We start from the raw sequence: 20,616 nt of genomic DNA, 5'->3' as shown, positions 1-20,616 counted from the left end.
GACAGAAGAAGAAATCTCTCAATTTTCTGCCATGTTTATGCCGGATGGCGGCTTCGCCTTATCCGGCCTACATTTGAGCGAGCAGGCCTGATAAGCACAGCGCCATCCGGCAGTCATGAATACTTCTTCGTGCGCCGCGTCGGCGCGGTATTCGCCGGATCGTCCGGCCAGACATGTTTGGGATAACGCCCTTTCATCTCTTTTTGTACCTCGCGGTACGCTCCCTGCCAGAACGCACTTAAATCGCGCGTAATCTGTAGCGGGCGTTGAGCCGGTGAGAGCAACTCCAGCACCAGCGGCACGCGCCCCTGCGCGATAGCAGGCGTATTTGCTTCGCCAAACATCTCCTGCATTCTGACCGCCAGAGCTGGCGGGTTATCTTCGTGATAACGAATGGCTATCCGGCTTCCCGTCGGCACAGTGTAATGCGCGGGCAGCTCACTATCCAGACGTTGCAGCATAGACCAGTCCAGCAGGCCGCGTAACGCCTGGGTAATATTCAGGGCTTTCAGGGCGCGCAGCGTATGAACGCCCGTCATGTGCGGCAGCAGCCAGCTTTCCAGCGTCGCCAGAAGAGAAGCGTCATCAACGGCGGGCCAGTCGTATTCCGGCAACCATTGCGCCGCGCGCAGCAGACGCAGGCGGAACTGTTCAGCCTCCGGCGTCCAGTTGAGCACACTTAGCCCTTTATCGCGAATGCCATTGAGCATCGCCTGGTGCAGTTCCTCTTCCGAAGGCTTAGCCAGCGGCTGAACTTTTACCGTCAGTTGCCCGATACGCATTCGGCGCAGCGCCTTTAATGTTCCCTGCGCGTCGTCCCACTCTACCGTGTCGGACTGCTGCAACAGCGCCGGACATGCCTGAATAAGCGCCTCGATATCCAGCGGTAAAGCCAGCAGAATACGGGCATCCGGCGACGCACTCCCCTGCAACAGCAACGGTGCGATAAGCCACTCATGGCGACCCAGCGCGTCATCGGCGTCGAGCACCGCGCCCATGCCATTCGCCAGTTGATAGCGCCCTTCCTGACCGCGTCGACGCGCGATACGATCGGCAAACGCCTGCGCAAGCAGCGGCGCCAGCATCGTGCCGTCCACTTCGCCGCCTCGCCCGTTGAGCCGTTTCAGGAGCTGCTGGCTACGCTGCTGCCAGCCCGGTTGCTGGCGCGAAAACGCCACGCTGAGGTCGGTATTGCCCGCGCGCGGCGGTTCCTCCAGAATCGCCGCCAGTTTCGCCGCTGTCGCCTTTTCGCTGTCATTACCGGCGCTGACCAGCATCGCCGCCAGACGGGGGTCGTTGCCAAGCCGCGCCATTTTCTGCCCCGTCGCGCTCAGCCGCTCGCCATCCAGCGCATTCAGCATCTGCAACAGCCGCCGGGCTGCCTGCACGTTGGCAGACGGGGGAAGGTCCAGCCAGTTGAGCTGCGCGGGATCGCTGCATCCCCATTGCAACAGCTCCAGCAATAAACCGGACAGATCGCTTTGTAAAATCTCCGGCTCGCTTTGCGCCGCCGCCCTTTCCGCCTGCTCTTTCGCCAGCAGGTGAACACACACGCCCGGTTCCAGACGCCCGGCGCGTCCGGCTCGCTGCGTCATGGAGGCCTGACTGACGCGCTGGGTAATCAGCCGCGTCAGGCCGGTTCGCACGTCATAGCGCGCCACGCGCTCCTGCGCGCTGTCCACCACCAGACGGATACCCTCGATGGTTAAACTGGTTTCGGCAATATTGGTCGCCAGCACGACTTTGCGCATCCCGCGCGGCGCAGGCAGTATCGCTTTACGCTGCGCCTCCAGAGACAACGCGCCATACAGCGGGCATAACAGCACATCATCCGCCACGCGCGCGGCCAGGTATTCCTGTACGCGCAGAATTTCCCCAACGCCCGGTAAAAACAGCAGCAGAGAGCCGGTTTCGTGACGCAGCAAATCTGCCGTGGCGATGGCCACCGCCTCATCAAAACGCAGTTGGGCCGGAAGTGACTGGTAGCGACGCTCAACGGGCCAGGCACGCCCCTCAGACACCACCTGCGGCGCATCAGGAAGCCGCTGTTGCAGCTTCCCGTTGTCCAGCGTCGCAGACATGATCAGCAGTTTCAGATCGTCACGCAGCCCTTGCTGCACGTCCAGCAGCAGGGCCAGCGCCAGATCCGCCTGCACACTACGCTCATGAAATTCATCGAGGATCACCAGCCCGACGCCGCTCAGCTCGGGATCGCGCTGGATCATTCTTGTCAACACCCCTTCCGTCACCACTTCAAGCCGCGTCTGCGGGCCAACACAGCTTTGCGCGCGCATCCGATAACCGACCGTTTCGCCAGGCTTCTCGTTCAGGAGTTCCGCCAGCCGCTGCGCCACATTGCGTGCCGCCAGGCGGCGCGGCTCCAGCAGGATAATTCGCCCCTGAATGCCTTTATGCGTCAGAAACTGCAACGGCAGCCAGGTCGATTTCCCCGCGCCGGTTGGGGCGGTGAGCAAAACCTGGGGCGCGCTTTCAAGCGCGGCAAGTAATTCGGGCAGTACGGCGGCAACGGGCAACGACGTCACAAATGGCTCCAGAGGGTTAACATTCTTCGCGCTGCATTGTAGCATCGCGTTAATTCATAACCGAGTACCCATCATGTCTGAGCCGAAAAGGCTGTTCTTTGCCATTGAATTGCCCGACGAGGTTCGTGAGCAGATCATCGCCTGGCGCGCCGGTCATTTTTCCCCGGACGACGGCAGGCCGGTCGCCGCAGCGAATTTGCACCTGACGCTGGCGTTTTTAGGCGAGGTGAGCGCGAGCAAGCAACAGGCGTTATCACAGCTTGCCGGACGCATCCGTCAGCCGAGCTTTACGCTCAGGCTGGATGACGCGGGCCAGTGGCTACGTTCGCGGGTCGTCTGGCTGGGGATGCGACAGCCGCCGCGCGGGCTGCTGCAACTGGCGAACATGTTACGTGCCCAGGCGGCGCGTAGCGGTTGTTATCAAAGCCCGCAGCCTTTTCATCCGCATATTACGCTGCTGCGCGACGCCAGCCATGCGGTCGCCATTCCAGCGCCGGGTTTTTGCTGGTCGTTTCCGGTCAATGAATTTGCGCTTTATGCCTCGTCGTTCGAACGCGGCCGCACACGTTACACACAACTACAGCGCTGGACGCTTGCCGAATAAAATAGTCTGCAAAGCAGGCTTTAAGGAAATCACATGCAGTTCTCTCCGCCATTGCAGCGCGCCACCTTAATTCAGCGCTACAAACGTTTTTTAGCCGATGTCATTACGCCGGACGGCACGGAATTAACGTTACACTGCCCAAATACCGGTGCGATGACCGGATGCGCCACGCCGGGCGATACCGTCTGGTATTCGACATCAGAAAATACTAAACGCAAATATCCGCACACCTGGGAATTAACGCAAACCCGGACAGGCGCACTTATCTGCGTTAACACCCTGTGGGCAAACAGATTAACGAAGGAAGCGATTCAGAATGAGCAGCTTTCAGAACTTTCAGGCTACAGCCTGTTAAAAAGCGAAGTAAAATACGGCGCGGAACGCAGCCGTATTGATTTCATGTTACAGGCAGATTCCCGACCCGACTGCTATATTGAAGTGAAATCGGTCACATTAGCGGAACAAGAGTATGGTTATTTTCCCGATGCCGTCACCTTACGGGGACAAAAACACCTTCGGGAACTGATGAGCGTAGCGGCTGAAGGCCATCGCGCCGTGGTGTTATTCGCGGTGCTGCATTCAGCCATTACACGGTTTTCACCCGCGCGGCATATCGATGCAAAATATGCGCAACTATTGATTGAAGCACAGCTAAAGGGGGTAGAAATTCTGGTTTATAAAGCCGAACTTTCTGCCGAAGGTATGACTCTAAAAGAACCGTTACCCATGACTTTATAATGGCGTAAACAATCGGTTAATTAGTATTCTGGTCGCGTACGCAAATACGCTTTTCCTCACAGGGTTGTCAAGTGTTACGTTTAGATAATTGCTATCCTGAAAAGCATCTGCTATTTATAGCGACCTGATTTTTCCCCCGACAATGGGGATCGATAGTGCGTGTTAAGGAGAAGCAACATGCAAGAAGGGCAAAACCGTAAAACATCGTCCCTGAGTATTCTCGCCATCGCTGGGGTGGAGCCGTACCAGGAGAAACCGGGCGAAGAGTATATGAACGAAGCCCAGCTGTCGCACTTCAAGCGTATTCTTGAAGCATGGCGTAATCAACTCAGGGATGAAGTCGATCGCACTGTGACTCATATGCAGGACGAAGCGGCTAACTTCCCTGATCCGGTTGACCGTGCCGCGCAGGAAGAAGAATTTAGCCTTGAGCTGCGTAACCGCGACCGTGAGCGCAAACTGATCAAAAAGATCGAGAAAACGCTGAAGAAAGTGGAAGACGAAGATTTTGGCTACTGCGAATCCTGCGGTGTCGAAATTGGTATTCGCCGTCTGGAAGCGCGTCCAACAGCCGATCTGTGCATCGACTGCAAAACGCTGGCTGAGATCCGCGAAAAACAAATGGCGGGCTAATCCCGTCAGACCGTAGAACGCCGGATGGCGCTACGCTTATCCTGCCTGGCAACAATTCGTAGGCCGGATGAAGGGTTTGCGCCGCCATCCGGCAAAATCCGGGCGGGGTTATCTCCCGCCTTATTCTTTTATATTGTCCACCGGTATGACCAACGCACACTATATTGGCCGCTTCGCCCCGTCCCCCTCTGGCGAGCTGCACTTTGGTTCACTGATCGCCGCCCTCGGTAGTTACCTGCGAGCCCGCTCTCAGCATGGGATCTGGCGAGTACGCATTGAAGATATCGATCCCCCTCGTGAAGTTCCCGGTGCCGCAGAGACAATTCTGCGTCAGCTGGAACATTACGGCCTGCACTGGGATGGCGATATATTGTGGCAGTCCCAACGCCATGACGCCTACCGCGACGCGCTCGCCTGGCTGCGCCAGCAGAATTTAAGCTATTACTGCACCTGCCCACGCGCGCGTATTCAACGCATCGGCGGCGTTTACGACGGCCATTGCCGAACCTTGCAGCATGGGCCGGAAAATGCCGCCGTGCGGATTAAACAGTTCAGTCCGGTGATGCAATTTCATGACGTGCTGCGCGGCGATATCCAGGCCGACCCGCTGCTGGCGCGCGAGGATTTTATTATTCATCGCCGCGATGGTCTGTTCGCCTATAACCTGGCGGTGGTCGTGGACGATCATTTTCAGGGCGTCACGGAAATCGTGCGCGGCGCGGATTTAATCGAACCCACGGTACGGCAAATTTCGTTGTACCAGCAGTTCGGCTGGCGCGCGCCGGACTATATTCATCTGCCGTTGGCGCTCAACGAACAAGGCGCTAAACTTTCCAAACAGAATCATGCCCCAGCCTTGCCGGAGGGCGATCCACGCCCCGTACTCATTGCCGCGCTGCGCTTTCTGGGCCAGAACGCCACGGCACAATGGCAGGATATGCATACCGACGAATTATTGCAGTATGCGGTGGATAACTGGACGCTTACGACGGTGCCGGAATCGGCAAGTGTAAATCCAGCATTCTCAAATGCGTCTTGCTGAGCTATGATTAGCCGCTATTTTTACGCAGTAACTTGTCCTGATTGATGTTTGACACTACCGAGGTGCACTATTTTTACCCGAGTCGCTAATTTTTGCCGCAAGGTGCTAAACCGCGAGGAGAGCGAGGCTGAGCTGGCCGTCGCCCGTCCACATATGACGGTAATCCCGCGTGAGCAGCACGCTATTTCCCGCAAAGATATCAGTGAAAATGCTCTGAAAGTAATGTACAGGCTCAATAAAGCGGGATATGAGGCCTGGCTGGTTGGCGGCGGCGTGCGCGATCTTCTGCTCGGCAAAAAACCGAAAGATTTCGATGTCACCACCAATGCAACGCCGGATCAGGTGCGGAAGTTGTTCCGTAACTGTCGTCTGGTGGGTCGCCGTTTCCGTCTGGCGCACGTCATGTTCGGCCCGGAGATTATCGAAGTGGCGACATTCCGTGGTCACCATGAAGGCAACGACAGCGACCGCGCCACCTCCCAGCGCGGGCAAAACGGCATGCTGCTGCGCGATAACATCTTCGGCTCCATTGAAGAGGACGCCCAGCGTCGCGACTTCACCATTAACAGCCTCTATTACAGCGTGGCGGATTTCACCGTGCGCGATTACGTCGGCGGTATGCAGGATCTGAAAGACGGCGTGATTCGCCTGATCGGCAACCCTGAAACGCGTTACCGCGAAGATCCGGTGCGAATGCTGCGTGCAGTCCGTTTCGCCGCAAAACTCGATATGCGCATCAGCCCGGAAACCGCAGAGCCGATTCCGCGCCTGGCGACCTTACTCAACGATATTCCGCCCGCGCGTCTGTTTGAAGAGTCTCTGAAACTTCTGCAAGCGGGCTATGGTTTCGAAACCTACAAAAAGCTGCGTGAATACAGCCTGTTCCAGCCCCTGTTCCCCACCATTACGCGTTATTTCACCGAAAACGGCGACAGCGCGATGGAGCGCATCATTGCGCAGGTGCTGAAAAATACCGATAACCGCATTCATAACGACATGCGCGTTAACCCGGCGTTCTTGTTTGCCGCCATGTTCTGGTATCCGTTGCTGGAAATGGCGCAGAAAATCGCTCAGGAGAGCGGCCTGGCCTATTACGACGCCTTTGCGCTGGCCATGAACGAGGTGCTGGACGAAGCGTGCCGTTCGCTGGCGATCCCGAAACGCCTCACCACGTTAACCCGTGATATCTGGCAACTCCAGTTGCGGATGTCCCGCCGCCAGGGCAAACGCGCCTGGAAGCTGCTGGAGCACCCGAAATTCCGCGCCGCATACGATCTGCTGGCGTTGCGCGCCGAGGTGGAAAACAACGCTGAACTGCAACGTCTGGCGCAGTGGTGGGGCGAGTTCCAGGTTTCAGCGCCGCCCGATCAGAAAGGCATGCTGAATGAGCTGGATGAAGACCCCGCGCCGCGCCGCCGCCATCGTCGTCCGCGTAAACGCGCGCCACGCCGCGAGGGAACCGCGTGACGGTTGCCTATATCGCGCTCGGCAGCAACTTAGCCTCTCCGCTGGAGCAGGTTAATGCTGCCGTGAAGGCTATCGGCGACATCCCGGACAGCCGCATTGTTGCCGTTTCCTCGTTTTACCGCACTCCCCCGCTAGGCCCGCAGGATCAGCCCGACTACCTGAACGCCGCCGTTGCGCTGGAAACCCAACTGGCGCCGGAAGAACTGCTCAACCACACGCAGCGTATTGAGTTACAACAGGGTCGCGTTCGCAAAGCCGAACGCTGGGGGCCGCGCACGCTCGATCTCGACATCATGCTGTTTGGTGATGACGTAATAAACACGCCCCGCCTGACGATACCGCACTACGACATGAAAAATCGCGGTTTTATGCTGTGGCCGCTCTTTGAAATCGCCCCCGACCTGGTGTTCCCGGGCAGCGTCACGCTGCATCATTACCTCACGCGTCTCGCAGCAGAAAAACCTGCCCACTGGTAAATTGCCCGCCCCTCTTTAGCGTTTACTGCTTTCGGGTTAATCGATTGCTTAAATCCATTGCCCCCATCAATGCTGCTGTTAAAATGCCGGTTAATATGACCTCCACCATCAGGAAACGTTATGAAACCGACGACTATCGCCTTGCTGCAAAAATGTAAGCAAGAGAAAAAGCGCTTCGCGACTATCACCGCCTACGATTACAGCTTTGCCAGACTCTTCGCTGACGAGGGTATCAACGTGATGCTGGTAGGCGACTCGCTGGGCATGACGGTTCAGGGACACGATTCCACCCTGCCTGTTACCGTAGAAGATATCGCTTACCACACGCGTGCGGTGCGCCGTGGCGCGCCTAACTGTCTCCTGCTCTCCGACCTGCCGTTTATGGCCTATGCCACCCCGGAGCAGGCGTTTGAAAACGCCGCCGTGGTGATGCGCGCGGGGGCGAATATGGTCAAAATCGAAGGCGGCGCCTGGCTGGTCGATACGGTAAAAATGCTCACCGAACGCGCGGTGCCGGTGTGCGGCCATCTGGGACTGACGCCGCAATCCGTCAACATCTTTGGCGGCTATAAGATCCAGGGACGCGGCGATGCGGGGCAGGTACTGCTGGATGATGCGCTGGCGCTGGAAGCGGCAGGCGCGCAGTTGCTGGTGCTGGAATGCGTACCGGTTGAGCTTGCTAAACGCGTCACCGAAGCGCTCTCCATTCCAGTCATCGGCATTGGCGCAGGCAACGTAACCGACGGTCAGATCCTGGTGATGCACGACGCCTTCGGCATTACCGGCGGCCACATTCCGAAATTTGCTAAAAATTTCCTGGCGGAAGCAGGCGACATGCGCGCCGCCGTGCGGCAGTATATTGCCGAGGTTGAGTCCAGCGTCTATCCGGGCGAAGAACACAGCTTCCATTAATGGGGTGCTTGTAGGCCGGATAAAACGCCCTGTGTCGCCATCCGGCAAAATGCCTGATGGCGCTACGCTTATCAGGCCTACAAACCACGGTCCATCAGGCAACTTAAGGAGTCTTGTTGTGCTAATTATTGAAACCCTGCCGCTGCTGCGACAGCATATTCGCCGCCTGCGCCAGGACGGTAAACGCATTGCGCTGGTGCCAACGATGGGCAACCTGCACGATGGTCATATAAAACTGGTTGAGGAAGCGAAAGCGCGCGCTGACGTCGTGGTGGTCAGTATTTTCGTGAACCCAATGCAGTTTGACCGCCCGGACGATCTGGTACGCTACCCACGAACGTTGCAGGAAGATTGCGAAAAGCTGAACAAACGCAAAGTGGATTTCGTGTTCGCGCCGGCGCCAGCGGAAATTTACCCGCAAGGCACCGACGGCCAGACTTACGTTGATGTTCCCGGGCTGTCCACCATGCTGGAAGGCGCCAGCCGTCCGGGCCATTTCCGTGGTGTTTCCACCATCGTCAGCAAACTCTTCAATCTCGTCCAGCCGGACATCGCCTGCTTTGGCGAAAAGGACTTCCAGCAACTGGCTTTAATCCGCAAGATGGTGGCCGATATGGGCTACGACATCGAGATCGTCGGCGTACCGATTATTCGCGCCAAAGATGGTTTAGCGCTGAGTTCGCGTAACGGTTACCTGACCGCCGAACAGCGCAAAATTGCTCCCGGCTTAAATAAGGTGATGAACAGCGTCGCCGAGAAATTGCTGGCGGGTAATCGCGATCTGGAAGAGATGATCGCCGTCGCCGAGCAGGAGCTGAATGAAAAAGGCTTCCGCGCCGATGACATTCAGATTCGCGACGCGGACACGCTGCTGGAACTCACCGATAGCAGCAAACGCGCGGTGATCCTGATGGCAGCATGGCTGGGTCAGGCTCGCCTGATCGACAATCAGTCCGTTACATTAACCCAGTAGACAGGGGCTAAAAATCAGGCAATACTGCCTGAGAATTTCCTCAAAGCAGGCGACGCCTGCTTCGTTATCGCTAAGATTTAAAGGTAGAAGTTATGATTCGCACTATGTTGCAGGGCAAACTCCACCGCGTGAAAGTGACTCAGGCGGACCTGCACTACGAAGGTTCCTGCGCCATTGATCAAGATTTTCTGGACGCAGCCGGTATTCTTGAAAACGAAGCCATTGATATCTGGAACGTGACTAACGGCAAGCGCTTCTCAACCTATGCGATTGCCGCCGAACGTGGTTCCAGAATCATCTCCGTGAACGGCGCAGCGGCGCACTGCGCTGCGGTGGGCGATATCGTGATCATCGCAAGTTTCGTTACCATGTCAGATGAAGAAGCGCGTCGCTGGCAGCCCAACGTCGCCTATTTTGAAGGCGATAATGAAATGAAGCGCACCGCGAAAGCGATCCCGGTACAGGTTGCCTGATATTTCCAAAATATATTATTATATTAATAAAAGGAGCCGAAAAACTTCAGCTCCTTTTATTTTAAATAATTCCAGCCTTTCTTATCAGGACAACTAATAATATTAGTTGAGGCGTTATCAGAAAATTTAAACAAACGTCCAACAATCCATCGTTATATTTATTTATATCATTAAATTCTTTTCCTCACAAATTCATCAGATGAATAACCAAAAATAAAAACACTTACCTTTCAACGAAATAACCATCAGTTAAGTTTACTTAAACACCATTTAAGTAAAGATAATTACAATTATCAATAAATATTTTCCTATACTCCGCAAAGTTAATGTAATTCCCGGCCGGCCTTTACGCTTAACAGACGAAGTACTTTTTCTAAAAACGTAAAGTACACTTATTATCTAATACGGATGTTTACCAAAATGGCATTGAAAAAATACGCATTAGCTGCGGCAGTTCTGGCAACTATTTCCAGTTCAGCATTCGCAGCAGACGCGGATCGTGGCACCATCACCTTCCACGGCCTGGTCACCCCGAATACCTGTAACATCACGCTGAAAGATGATCCACTGAGCTCCCAGACAACTAAAGACTTCAACGTCACTCTGCCGACCGTGTCAGTAGAAGACTTCACCCCAGGTACTGCTGCCGACGTTAACAGCACCCTGGGCCAGGCTAAGTTCGCGCTGTCTATTTCCTGTGCGGATACTGAGTTGCAGTCTGCTGATGCGCAGTTTGATTCCTGGGGCGGTTCTTCCGCAAACAACGAAGGCGCACTGGTTCCACCAACTGGCCTGCAAGGTTCAGCAACCAACGTAAGCCTGGTTCTGCACAACGATGGCAACACGAAGACCGATCTGATCAAAATCGATCATCCTAACAACACTCAGTCAACCACGCTGACTGATGGCAAAGGCGAACTGAACTACACCGTCGCTTATATGGGCCCGGCTACTGGCGTAACCAGCGGTTCCGTGCAGGCACAGGTTGCCTTCACCATGAACTACCAATAAGCAACAGGACTGTTGTTCTTCATCCTCTGGCTTAAGCCAGAGGATGTTTTCGTTACATCCAACAGGGAGTGGGTAGCATTATGTTCAGCCTGACGTTAAAAACCGGATTAAAAACCCTCACCGCCGCCATGATCGGCATCGCCTCTTTTCAGGCATGCGCCGACGTGGTTATCTCCGGCACACGCATCGTATATCAACAATCCATGAAAGATGTGATTGTGAACCTGGATAACCGAGGCAAAAACCCGCTGTTACTTCAGATCTGGCTGGATGACGGGAGCCCGAACGTTAACCCGCAGGAATTAAAACTGCCTTTTGTCATTACCCCGCCCATTTCACGCATCGATCCAGGGAAAGGCCAGTCTGTGCGTGTGACATATTTACAGCAGCCGCTGCCGCAGGATCGGGAATCCTTATTCTGGTTTAACGTGCTGGAAATTCCCAAAAAAGCAACGGCGAAAGACGGCGAAAGCCAGAACCAACTGCAACTCGCTTTCCGTACCCGTATTAAGCTATTTTTCCGCCCGGACGGCTTAAAAGGCACCCCAGGTGAGGCGATGAAGCAGGTTAAATGGTCGCAAACGCGCCAGGGCAACACCCTGTCTTTAGTTGGCCGTAACGACTCGCCCTATAACGTTTCACTCTCCAGCGCAACGTTTAAGGTCGGCGCCAAAGAGTATGAAATTGACAGTAAGTCGATTAAGCCATTCTCCAGCGAAACCATGACGGTTAAAGGATTAACGAATAGCGCCAGCGGAGAAGTGGTGTATATCGCTATCAATGATTTTGGCGGAACGGAAAAACTCACCGCCAACGTTAATTAATAAATTAAAAATATATTTTTTCTTCTTATATAACGGCAACCCGCTTTAATCGACTGGACTTGTTATGATTTTTCGACGATCTCTATTATGTCTCGCCATTAGTGCGGCATTGCCGTTCTCTGTTCATGCGACGGGAAATACGCCTGCACAGTCCTCTGCTCCCGACTCAGAGGAAATGGTAGAGTTTAACGATCAATTCCTGCTGAATATGGGGAGTACAGTCGATGTAAGCCGTTATGCTCAGGGTAATCCAATATTACCGGGAACCTACCGGGCGAAAATAAGCCTGAACGGTGAAAATAAATCGACGCAAAACATCGAATTTAAAGATAACGGAACGCCACGCGCCACGCCGTGTATTACCGCATTGTTGCTGAAACAAGCGGGCGTTGATAGTAGCGTGCTGGGGAATACTATTTCTGACGATGATACAACCTGTATTGATATCAAAAAATATTATCCCCACTCGTCGGTGAATTTCGATACCTCAAAACTCACCCTGGAATTGACGATGCCGCAGCTTTACGTTCTCAAGCGCCCGGCGGGATATGTCGATCCATCATTATGGGATGCAGGTATTCCGGCGGCGTTGCTGTCGTACAACCTCAACGCCTGGCATAGCGAAAGCGATGGCAATAATTCCGACACGGCTTATGCCGGTCTGCAATATGGGCTGAATTTGGGCGCATGGCGGCTGCGCTCCCGTGGCACCTACAACTGGGATAAAGACAACGGTTCGGATTACTCCAGCCAGGACATTTACCTCCAGCGCGACATTCCGGCGTTAACCGCGCAGGTTGTGGCGGGCGAAACCTACACCAACGGCGATACCTTCGACTCCGTCAGCCTGCGCGGGATGCGCCTGTACAGCGACGATCGCATGCGCCCGGAAGGCCGTACCAACTACTCACCGGTCATTCGTGGCGTCGCTAACAGCAACGCCAAAGTCACCGTCATGCAAAGCGGCAGCAAAATTTATGAAACCACCGTACCGCCAGGCCCGTTTGAACTGAGCGATCTCAGCACCACCGGCTACGGTAACGATCTACAGGTGACTGTAGAAGAGTCTGACGGCAGCAAGAGAACCTTCACGGTTCCTTTTTCCTCGGTTACGCAGATGATGCGTCCGGGAACCTCACGCTGGGAGTTTGGCGCGGGCGAACTGAACGACGATTCGCTGCATGACAGACCGAACATTGGTTACGCCACCTGGTATTACGGTCTCAACAACACCTTTACCGGCTACGCGGGCGTACAGTACAGCGACATGGATTTTTACGCCGGTTTGCTTGGCGTGGCGATGAACACCGCGATCGGCGCCTTCGCGTTAGACGTCACGCAGTCACATGCACAAATTGACGAGCTGGGGACGCTGACCGGCCAAAGCTATCGCCTGACGTACAGCAAAGTCATCGAAACCACCGACACCTCATTCAATGTGGCGGCATACCGTTTCTCGACGGAAGACTACCTCAGCTTACGGGACGCCGCCGCGCTGCACGACGACGTGAAATACGGCAGCTATAAGAATCAGTCATATGAGTCCAGCGACGAACTCTATTCTGACTATCAGCGTATGAAAAACCAGTTTCAGATTAGCGTCAGTCAACCGCTGGCGTTCAATGGTGAAAACTACGGCTCGCTCTATGTCACCGGCACCTGGGAAGACTACTGGAATGAGAGTGGTTCCACCTCAAACTACAGCGCAGGTTACAGCAATGACTTCCGCTATGGCAGCTACAGCATCTCGCTCCAGCGTACCTATGATGAAGATGGCGAAAAAGATGACAGCGTTTATCTCAACGTCAGCATTCCGTTAAGCACGTTCTCCAGTGAACGTAAAAATATTGCCGGTTTTAACAACGTCAATATGAGCGCACGTACGGATATGGAAGGCAGCGCCAACTTTAACAACACCGCCAGCGGTAATACTGAAGACGGTAAGATTAACTACTCCATCAGTACGGCAAGCAATACCGGTGATTATGGCGATTTGAATCAGATCAGCGGTTACGGCTCGTGGAGCAGTCCGTATGGCCCCCTGTCAGTCTCTACCTCTTTTAGCGATGACAGCAGCAAACAATATTCCGCCAACTATAGCGGCGGCATGGTGGTTCACACTGGCGGCCTGACGATGGCGCCAGGAACGTTAAGTGACACCGGCCCCATCATTCTGGTTCATGCCAGCGGCGCAAAAGGCGCGCAGCTCGGTTACGGCAAAGGTGAAATAGGTCGTTCAGGATACGCGATTATGCCGTATGCCTCGGCTTACCGTGAGAACCGCGTTGGGCTGAATATCAGTTCTCTGGACGCCGACGTCGAGGTCAAAAACACCAGTGAAACCATCGTCCCGCGTGATGGCGCCGTGGTGCTGGTCAACTTCGAAACCGACGAAGGTCGTTCTCTCATCCTTGAACTTCTACGCAACGATAAAGGCTTTATTCCACTCGGCGCAGACGTCCTGACCGATAAAGGCGAGCTGGTCGGCGCCGTCGGTCAGGCCGGGCAGGCTTATGTGCGCGGCGTAGAAGATCAGGGCACCCTGCGAGTTGTCTGGGGTAAAGAAGCAGGTAGCGCCTGTACGGTGAATTATCACATTACCGACAGCGCACAAAAGGCAGGATTAACCACAATCCTGAACAATCAACTCTGTTATATGCAATAAGTTATTTTTCTACAGGGAGTTCCCTTAATGACTTTAAAAAGTAATAAATATCTCCGCAGTTTACCTGTCGCTATGTTAGCGCTGGCGGTGTGTTCATCCGTTCATGCAGACAACGGCGACAGCATCGACATTACCTTCCGAGCCAATATCCGGGACACAACCTGTGATATGACGATTAATGACTCGGACAGTAGCTCCACCATCATCATCGGCGCCGACGGCAAAGTGTCGCTGGGCGATATCATTAAATACCAGACCAGCGAGGCAGCGTCAGGGCCAACGATGGCGCAATTCGCCCTGAAAATTAAAAACTGCCCGGAATCCGTAACCGGAATTAAAGCCTCCATCAGCGGCACGACCTCCGGTTACGACAGCGGTACGCCGAAAACCATCCTCCTCCCCGGTACGGGTGAGACAGGCCCCACCGGGGTTGGCCTGAAATTCTCTCGTGTCAGTGCGCCAACCAGCTATTTTGCTATTTTTGCCAACGAAACGGAGACCTCAGATAACGATGCCGAGGTGATTAAATGGAGTCCTGCTGAAATAGACAGCAAACAGGTCGACCTTGTGGCGCGTCTGGTGACGACAAGGATCTCCGGTACAACCCCGGCGGTTGGCGCCTTCCAGGCAACAGCAACCTTTAACTTTAGCTATGAATAATTCCTGCGATATAACGGAGCATCATAATGAAATCTAATTCTCTTTTTCTCGCGCTGGCAGTAGCTGGTGGATTATTCAGCGGCCTGACCCATGCCGCCCCGGTGACAGGCACCAATCAGTTGCAGGCTATCTTTACCACTGAGATCCTCCCCGGCACCTGTAACACCCAGGTGACGGATGCAGATGGCCCGACCAGCACGATTGACTTCGGCGATCTGTATAAGAACGAAGTCGGTACGCGTACCGAATCCTTTAATATCGCACTGACCGAATGCGCGGGCGTGTTAACCACAACCGTGGCGGCTCAGCCAGGGGCGGGCAATACCTGTTCCGGCGACTCCTACGCGACAACAGGCGCCACGAATACCGCCGTTGAGATCTGGGAAACCGCCGCAGACTCAGGCACCCAGTTAGCCTGCCAGACGGGCAACCCTTCGAATGTACTGACGCATTCGTTTGGTTCGAAGAATATGAACCAAAGCTACACCTATCCTCTGGTGGCTCGCTGGGTCGTTGCGAATGGTAAAACAGCCGCTGATATCACAACAGGTGAAGCGACGTCGCTTATCACCTTTTTAGTCACCTACCAGTAATGTAGCCAGCGGGCAACTATGCGACAGACACTATTTTTTATGCGATTTACTTTCGCCCTGCTGGTGGGCCTGGCAGGACTGTGGCCTGTCGTCAGTCAGGCTGACGACAGCGGAATGGACGTCAATTTTAAGGCGAAGATTCTGGCCAATACCTGCCAAGTAAGCCTGGAAAATGGCGGTAATGTCGAGTTGCCAACCGTCACGCGCAGTTGGTTTTACAATACGGACAACAGCGATCGCCTGCGGCCGGAAACGGACGCTGGCGGTACAACGTTTACCATTCAGGTTGTCAACTGCGACGTGCCGCCAGCAGGAAGCGAAGGAAGCCAGCAGCTTCATTTTCGATTTGAACCGCAATTCGGTATAAACCCCGACAACAGCCAGGTATTTATCAATAACGCGGTCAGCGATCAGGCCAGAAATGTCGGTGTGGTTGTTTTTTCCGCCACACACCACACGAACGTATTGAATAGCGATGGCAGTTCCGACGTAGCGTATGACCTTAGCGGGCAAGCGGCACCGCTCTTTCCAGCAGATTATGTGTTTTACGCCCGCTACCAGAACACGGGCGATGTCGGCAACGGACTGGTGACCAGCAATGTGGTGGTCAATGTAACCTATCAGTAAAGGGATTTATGATGAAATTACGCTATTTACTGCCGCTATTATTTTGCGTGCTCTCCATTTTCGCCAGGCAAGCGTTAGCAGACACCGCATGTCATTTTACGACACAGCAGGCCAGTATCCCTGCTTTCTGGACTGCCAGAACGCTCATTGGCCCCATCGGAGGCATCGATACGCCGCTCATCATTATGAACCCTCAGTCTATGGAGGGTGATTTCCCTTTATTCCAGGGAGCGGCGCCCATCACATGCGGAGGTAATGGGAGCAATGCCGTAACGTTGACCGGCCCTACCGACGCCAATTTGTGGGATCAATATACCACTCAGGGGTCAGATGGCCCTACCGGGCTGCTCAAAACCTCGATTCCCGGCATTGTTTACACCTATTCCGTGAGGTGTATCGGGAACTGCCACAACGGCAACAACACTAACGATCTGGATTTAAACCTGCCGCTGCCCGGAGGAACGTCAACCTTCCCAAGCCATGGCGATGCCCCCTGGACGGGGCCGAGCGCAACACGCAACTGGGATATCTTCGTCACGATGTATCAGACGCCAGACTACCACCCCCGAAATGGTCAGACGGACGGGAACGCGCTGCCAGGGAAAATAGGTACTCTGCACATAGGAGATGCCGGGCAAAACGATCTCGACCTTATGATGAGTGGAGCATCGATGGCGTTTTCCGTCATGGAGCCGACCTGCCAGGGGATGGGGATAAATAATGACGAATACGATCGGGACGTGGATTTTGGCGACTTTTACCGTTCCGATTTCGAAAAAACGGGCGAGTCGGTAGAAAAGCCGTTTACGTTTAACTTATTCCGCTGCTCATTGACGACCGTTACCGTCACCCTGACCGGCAATCATGGCGCAGACAATACGATTCTCACCAACTCTTCAGGGAGCGCCGAGGGCGTGGGCGTAAAAATTCGTTCCATTATCAATAACAACACACAAACAATGAAGGTAGACGGTTCGGAGCATGTCGGTATCACCTACAGCGGAAATCGTGAGTGGTATCATGAATCTATTGGTCTGGATTTCACCGGGCAGTTAATCAAAATCGGTACAATTAAAGCCGGCACTTTTGAAACCGTCGGTACTTTCACCCTCAGCTACGAATAACGTTCCCTGCGGCTGACTGCCTGTCAGCCGCATCATCGCTTCCACGAATTGACCGTCAGTACGCGTACAAATCATGCTTCAGCACAAAAGGCGGATTTTTTTGCTGTTGATGCCAGAGACTGGTGACATCGGGCGCGCCGAGGGAAACAATGGTGTCACGGAACGCCGCGCTGCTCATGGATTCCCGCGCGGTAAGCATTTCTTCAAGCAATGAATACGTCACACCAGCAATCACTTCGCAGCCGGAATGTTTATGGCTCATCAGCGACGCCACACGATAAGGCGCGGCGCCGGACGTGTCCGTTAAAAAGATCACCCCATCGCCGGAATCCGCCTGGTGTAATGCTTCACACATCATACGGCTGAGCATATTGGTACTCAGACCGCGCCAGAAGTTCACCGCCCGGCACTGCGCCAGCGGGCCATGTTTTTCTTCCAGACGATCCTGTAGCTCCTGCGCGCGATCGTCATGACAGGTAATCACCCAACCCAACATAGCCTACCTCCTTAGCAAGCAAGTAGTTTATCAGTGTGATAAATGAGTAAGGGTGATAAACGTCAAAGTCTGCCTCTCCCCCCGGCGGAGGAGAGGAAAAACATTACGTGCGCAAGCCACGTCCGCGCTGAATTAAGTACCAGCACAGCAGGTAAAACGCCAGGATAAACACGGCCAGCACGCCGAACGTAGTGACCAGCGGTACGTCGTGAATGCCCAGGAAACCATAGCGGAAGCCGCTGATCATGTAGACAATCGGGTTCAGATGCGACAATCCTTGCCAGAACGGCGGTAGCAGCGTCAGGGAATAAAACACCCCACCCAGGTAGGTGAGCGGCGTCAGCACGAACGTCGGGATCAGGCTGATATCATCAAAGGTTTTCGCAAAGACCGAGTTCAGCAGCCCTGCCAGCGAAAACAGCACCGCCGTCAGCACCAGCGTTAACGCCACGAACACCCAGGAGTGTACCTGGAACGGCACAAAGAACAGCGAAATCACCGTAACCAAAACCCCTACGCACAGCCCGCGCGCCACGCCGCCACCAATATATCCGACGATAATGACGTGCGTCGGGACAGGCGCCACCAGCAGTTCTTCAATGTTGCGCTGGAATTTGGCGCTAAAGAAGGATGAGGCCACATTGGCATATGCGTTGGTGATCACCGCCATCATGATTAAGCCCGGCACGATAAACTGCATATAGCTAAAACCGTGCATCTCGCCAATGCGTGAGCCAATCAGATTACCGAAGATAATAAAATAGAGCGTCATGGTGATGACCGGCGGCACCAGCGTCTGCACCCAGATACGCATAAAGCGGTTAATCTCTTTCGCCCAGATGCTTTTCAGCGCGACCCAATACAGCTGCATCATCCGCGATCTCCTTTTTTATCATGCACCAGAGAGACAAACAGTTCTTCCAGGCGGTTTGCCTTGTTACGCATACTGAGAACCTGAACGCCCTGGCTGCTCAGTTGCGAAAAGACGCTATTGATGCCCTGTTCCCGCAATACTTCGACCTCCAGCGTCGAGGTATCCACCAGACGGTACTGATAGCCTTCCAGCCTCGGCAGCGGGCTTTTCGCCGCCAGATCGAGAATAAACGTCTCGGATTTCAGCTTAGAGAGCAGATTTTTCATCGAGGTGTTTTCCACCAGCGCGCCGTGCTGAATGATACCGATGTTACGACACAGCATTTCCGCTTCTTCAAGATAGTGCGTCGTCAGGATAATCGTGGTGCCTTTGTCGTTTAAATCCTTCAAAAAGCCCCACATTGAGCGGCGAAGTTCAATATCCACCCCTGCGGTGGGTTCATCCAGAATCAACAGTTTCGGCTCATGCATCAGCGCCCTGGCGATCATCAAACGACGCTTCATCCCGCCGGAGAGCATACGCGCGCGTTCGTTACGTTTTTCCCACAGATCGAGTTGTTTCAGGTACTTTTCGCTGCGCGCAACGGCTTCTTTACGCTCAACGCCGTAGTACCCCGCCTGATTGACGACGATCTGCTGGACGGTTTCAAACGGGTTGAAGTTAAATTCCTGCGGCACCAGGCCAAGCTGGCGTTTGGCGTTGACCACATCTTTTTCAAGGTCGTAACCAAAGACGCAGACGCGCCCGGAGGTTTTGTTAACCAGCGAGCTGATAATGCCAATGGTGGTTGATTTCCCCGCCCCGTTTGGCCCCAGAAGCGCATAAAAATCACCCGCCTCAACCTGCAAATCGATCCCACGGAGCGCCTGAACGCCGCCCGGATACGTTTTTTTAAGTTGCTGAAGTTCCAGTGCAATGGTCATGAATTTTTACTTACCTTACGTTCTTACACTTTATTTACACTCTAAATAATTCGAGTTGCAGGAAGGCGGCAACGCAGTGAATCCCCGGAAGCTTACACCAGTAAGTGACCGGGGTGAGCGAGGAAGCCAACGCACCTGCAACGTGAAGAATGACGAGTATATGGTTTAAATAATCCCGGAGTTGCCCTATATTAGCCCAACGCACTTATTTGGTTACAGGTCGTTAACCTCCATGAAAGACATAGATACACTCATCAGCAACAATGCACTATGGTCAAAAATGCTGGTGGAAGAGGATCCCGGATTTTTTGAGAAACTGGCGCAAGCGCAGAAACCGCGCTTTCTATGGATTGGATGTTCCGACAGCCGCGTTCCCGCAGAACGTTTAACCGGCCTTGAGCCGGGCGAATTATTTGTTCACCGCAATGTTGCCAACCTGGTCATTCACACCGATCTCAACTGCCTCTCCGTGGTGCAGTATGCCGTCGATGTACTGGAAGTTGAACACATTATTATTTGTGGTCACTACGGTTGTGGCGGCGTCCAGGCGGCTGTTGAAAACCCGGAACTGGGGTTAATTAACAACTGGTTGCTGCACATTCGCGATATCTGGTTCAAACATAGCTCATTACTCGGAGAAATGCCGCAGGAGCGTCGAATCGATACCCTGTGCGAGCTGAACGTGATGGAACAGGTATATAACCTGGGCCACTCAACCATCATGCAGTCCGCGTGGAAACGCGGTCAGAAAGTGACGATTCACGGCTGGGCCTACGGTATTCACGACGGCCTGCTGCGCGATCTGGAAGTCACGGCGACCAACCGTGAAACGCTGGAACAGCGCTATCGTCGGGGGGTTTCAAACCTCAGCAAAAAGCATATTAACCACAAGTAAACGTGTATTGCCGGGTGGCGGCTACGCCTTACCCGGCCTACATTTCTACGGACATAGCACCTG

Annotated in this window: 21 protein-coding genes; 17 read left to right on the top strand and 4 right to left on the bottom strand. The window is 54.2% G+C overall.

All coding sequences use genetic code 11. The features are described from left to right. Positions 1-113 precede the first annotated feature (113 nt). A complete protein-coding gene (gene hrpB / locus OGV83_RS21295) occupies positions 114-2,543 on the bottom strand; it encodes an ATP-dependent helicase HrpB (RefSeq protein ID WP_286464557.1) in 2,430 nt (809 codons plus the stop codon). A gap of 73 nt (positions 2,544-2,616) precedes the next feature. On the opposite strand from hrpB, the gene thpR reads away from it, so the two are divergent. From thpR to OGV83_RS21215, 16 genes are all read left to right on the top strand, one after another. Then, complete coding sequence (gene thpR, locus OGV83_RS21290) at positions 2,617-3,147, top strand: RNA 2',3'-cyclic phosphodiesterase (protein WP_012134012.1); 531 nt, start codon at positions 2,617-2,619, stop codon at positions 3,145-3,147. A 33-nt stretch (positions 3,148-3,180) separates the two neighbouring features. After that, on the top strand, positions 3,181-3,885 hold the full coding sequence (gene sfsA, locus OGV83_RS21285; protein ID WP_012134013.1) for a DNA/RNA nuclease SfsA: 705 nt from the start codon (positions 3,181-3,183) through the stop codon (positions 3,883-3,885). A 177-nt stretch (positions 3,886-4,062) separates the two neighbouring features. Then, positions 4,063-4,518: an RNA polymerase-binding protein DksA gene (dksA, locus tag OGV83_RS21280; RefSeq protein WP_001155232.1), complete on the top strand. Its 456-nt coding sequence runs from the start codon at positions 4,063-4,065 to the stop codon at positions 4,516-4,518. A gap of 145 nt (positions 4,519-4,663) precedes the next feature. Next, entirely contained in the window at positions 4,664-5,560 is an 897-nt protein-coding gene (gluQRS, locus tag OGV83_RS21275; RefSeq protein ID WP_012134014.1) for a tRNA glutamyl-Q(34) synthetase GluQRS, read from the top strand. 69 nt (positions 5,561-5,629) lie between these two features. After that, positions 5,630-7,027 (top strand): polynucleotide adenylyltransferase PcnB, encoded by a 1,398-nt coding sequence (gene pcnB / locus OGV83_RS21270; protein WP_204267647.1) that lies wholly within the window; start codon positions 5,630-5,632, stop codon positions 7,025-7,027. After that, positions 7,024-7,503 carry a 2-amino-4-hydroxy-6-hydroxymethyldihydropteridine diphosphokinase gene (gene folK, locus OGV83_RS21265; protein ID WP_286464555.1) on the top strand — a complete coding sequence of 160 codons (480 nt, stop codon included), beginning with the start codon at positions 7,024-7,026 and terminating at the stop codon, positions 7,501-7,503. The genes pcnB and folK overlap by 4 nt, the downstream gene beginning before the upstream one ends. Before the next feature lie 120 nt (positions 7,504-7,623). Beyond that, entirely contained in the window at positions 7,624-8,415 is a 792-nt protein-coding gene (gene panB, locus OGV83_RS21260; RefSeq protein WP_012134017.1) for a 3-methyl-2-oxobutanoate hydroxymethyltransferase, read from the top strand. A gap of 118 nt (positions 8,416-8,533) precedes the next feature. Further along, on the top strand, positions 8,534-9,388 hold the full coding sequence (gene panC, locus OGV83_RS21255; RefSeq protein ID WP_286464553.1) for a pantoate--beta-alanine ligase: 855 nt from the start codon (positions 8,534-8,536) through the stop codon (positions 9,386-9,388). A 92-nt stretch (positions 9,389-9,480) separates the two neighbouring features. Continuing rightward, entirely contained in the window at positions 9,481-9,861 is a 381-nt protein-coding gene (gene panD / locus OGV83_RS21250; RefSeq protein ID WP_012134019.1) for an aspartate 1-decarboxylase, read from the top strand. A 420-nt stretch (positions 9,862-10,281) separates the two neighbouring features. After that, a complete protein-coding gene (locus OGV83_RS21245) occupies positions 10,282-10,872 on the top strand; it encodes a fimbrial protein (RefSeq protein ID WP_024130696.1) in 591 nt (196 codons plus the stop codon). Between the two features lie 80 nt (positions 10,873-10,952). Continuing rightward, positions 10,953-11,696, top strand: coding sequence for a fimbrial chaperone (locus OGV83_RS21240; protein WP_047458866.1), 744 nt, complete (start codon positions 10,953-10,955; stop codon positions 11,694-11,696). Positions 11,697-11,760: 64 nt separating this feature from the next. Beyond that, positions 11,761-14,361: an outer membrane usher protein gene (locus tag OGV83_RS21235; RefSeq protein WP_286464552.1), complete on the top strand. Its 2,601-nt coding sequence runs from the start codon at positions 11,761-11,763 to the stop codon at positions 14,359-14,361. 27 nt (positions 14,362-14,388) lie between these two features. Beyond that, entirely contained in the window at positions 14,389-15,021 is a 633-nt protein-coding gene (locus tag OGV83_RS21230; RefSeq protein WP_071257592.1) for a fimbrial protein, read from the top strand. A 26-nt stretch (positions 15,022-15,047) separates the two neighbouring features. Beyond that, positions 15,048-15,614, top strand: coding sequence for a fimbrial protein (locus OGV83_RS21225; protein WP_012134024.1), 567 nt, complete (start codon positions 15,048-15,050; stop codon positions 15,612-15,614). 18 nt (positions 15,615-15,632) lie between these two features. Continuing rightward, positions 15,633-16,241: a fimbrial-like protein gene (locus OGV83_RS21220; RefSeq protein WP_012134025.1), complete on the top strand. Its 609-nt coding sequence runs from the start codon at positions 15,633-15,635 to the stop codon at positions 16,239-16,241. 8 nt (positions 16,242-16,249) lie between these two features. After that, positions 16,250-17,365 carry a fimbrial protein gene (locus OGV83_RS21215; RefSeq protein ID WP_200024024.1) on the top strand — a complete coding sequence of 372 codons (1,116 nt, stop codon included), beginning with the start codon at positions 16,250-16,252 and terminating at the stop codon, positions 17,363-17,365. 55 nt (positions 17,366-17,420) lie between these two features. On the opposite strand, the gene OGV83_RS21210 is transcribed toward OGV83_RS21215, so the two are convergent. From OGV83_RS21210 to OGV83_RS21200, 3 genes are all read right to left on the bottom strand, one after another. Beyond that, positions 17,421-17,861, bottom strand: coding sequence for a PTS sugar transporter subunit IIA (locus OGV83_RS21210; RefSeq protein ID WP_248622833.1), 441 nt, complete (start codon positions 17,859-17,861; stop codon positions 17,421-17,423). A gap of 103 nt (positions 17,862-17,964) precedes the next feature. After that, the gene (locus OGV83_RS21205; protein ID WP_012134028.1) at positions 17,965-18,735 is read right to left on the bottom strand and encodes an ABC transporter permease; all 771 of its coding nucleotides are present in this window, start codon (positions 18,733-18,735) and stop codon (positions 17,965-17,967) included. Continuing rightward, the gene (locus OGV83_RS21200; protein ID WP_012134029.1) at positions 18,732-19,658 is read right to left on the bottom strand and encodes an ABC transporter ATP-binding protein; all 927 of its coding nucleotides are present in this window, start codon (positions 19,656-19,658) and stop codon (positions 18,732-18,734) included. Before OGV83_RS21200 ends, OGV83_RS21205 begins: the two co-directional genes overlap by 4 nt. A 232-nt stretch (positions 19,659-19,890) precedes the next feature. On the opposite strand from OGV83_RS21200, the gene can reads away from it, so the two are divergent. Then, entirely contained in the window at positions 19,891-20,553 is a 663-nt protein-coding gene (can, locus tag OGV83_RS21195; protein ID WP_012134030.1) for a carbonate dehydratase, read from the top strand. Positions 20,554-20,616: the final 63 nt, after the last annotated feature.

Source organism: Citrobacter sp. CK189 (genome assembly GCF_030333505.1).
Classification (GTDB): Bacteria; Pseudomonadota; Gammaproteobacteria; order Enterobacterales; family Enterobacteriaceae; genus Citrobacter_B; species Citrobacter_B koseri.
The sequence above is the reverse complement of the archived record's forward strand: the minus strand, read 5'-3'. Positions and strand labels throughout refer to the sequence as shown.

Bases quoted from the DNA above. Each gene is read 5' to 3' on its own strand.
- thpR (WP_012134012.1), top strand. From the start codon at position 2,617: ATGTCTGAGCCGAAAAGGCTGTTCTTTGCCATTGAATTGCCCGACGAG.
- sfsA (WP_012134013.1), top strand. From the start codon at position 3,181: ATGCAGTTCTCTCCGCCATTGCAGCGCGCCACCTTAATTCAGCGCTAC.
- dksA (WP_001155232.1), top strand. From the start codon at position 4,063: ATGCAAGAAGGGCAAAACCGTAAAACATCGTCCCTGAGTATTCTCGCC.
- gluQRS (WP_012134014.1), top strand. From the start codon at position 4,664: ATGACCAACGCACACTATATTGGCCGCTTCGCCCCGTCCCCCTCTGGC.
- panB (WP_012134017.1), top strand. From the start codon at position 7,624: ATGAAACCGACGACTATCGCCTTGCTGCAAAAATGTAAGCAAGAGAAA.
- panD (WP_012134019.1), top strand. From the start codon at position 9,481: ATGATTCGCACTATGTTGCAGGGCAAACTCCACCGCGTGAAAGTGACT.
- OGV83_RS21245 (WP_024130696.1), top strand. From the start codon at position 10,282: ATGGCATTGAAAAAATACGCATTAGCTGCGGCAGTTCTGGCAACTATT.
- OGV83_RS21240 (WP_047458866.1), top strand. From the start codon at position 10,953: ATGTTCAGCCTGACGTTAAAAACCGGATTAAAAACCCTCACCGCCGCC.
- OGV83_RS21235 (WP_286464552.1), top strand. From the start codon at position 11,761: ATGATTTTTCGACGATCTCTATTATGTCTCGCCATTAGTGCGGCATTG.
- OGV83_RS21230 (WP_071257592.1), top strand. From the start codon at position 14,389: ATGACTTTAAAAAGTAATAAATATCTCCGCAGTTTACCTGTCGCTATG.
- OGV83_RS21225 (WP_012134024.1), top strand. From the start codon at position 15,048: ATGAAATCTAATTCTCTTTTTCTCGCGCTGGCAGTAGCTGGTGGATTA.
- OGV83_RS21220 (WP_012134025.1), top strand. From the start codon at position 15,633: ATGCGACAGACACTATTTTTTATGCGATTTACTTTCGCCCTGCTGGTG.
- OGV83_RS21215 (WP_200024024.1), top strand. From the start codon at position 16,250: ATGATGAAATTACGCTATTTACTGCCGCTATTATTTTGCGTGCTCTCC.
- OGV83_RS21210 (WP_248622833.1), bottom strand. From the start codon at position 17,861: ATGTTGGGTTGGGTGATTACCTGTCATGACGATCGCGCGCAGGAGCTA.
- OGV83_RS21205 (WP_012134028.1), bottom strand. From the start codon at position 18,735: ATGATGCAGCTGTATTGGGTCGCGCTGAAAAGCATCTGGGCGAAAGAG.
- OGV83_RS21200 (WP_012134029.1), bottom strand. From the start codon at position 19,658: ATGACCATTGCACTGGAACTTCAGCAACTTAAAAAAACGTATCCGGGC.
- can (WP_012134030.1), top strand. From the start codon at position 19,891: ATGAAAGACATAGATACACTCATCAGCAACAATGCACTATGGTCAAAA.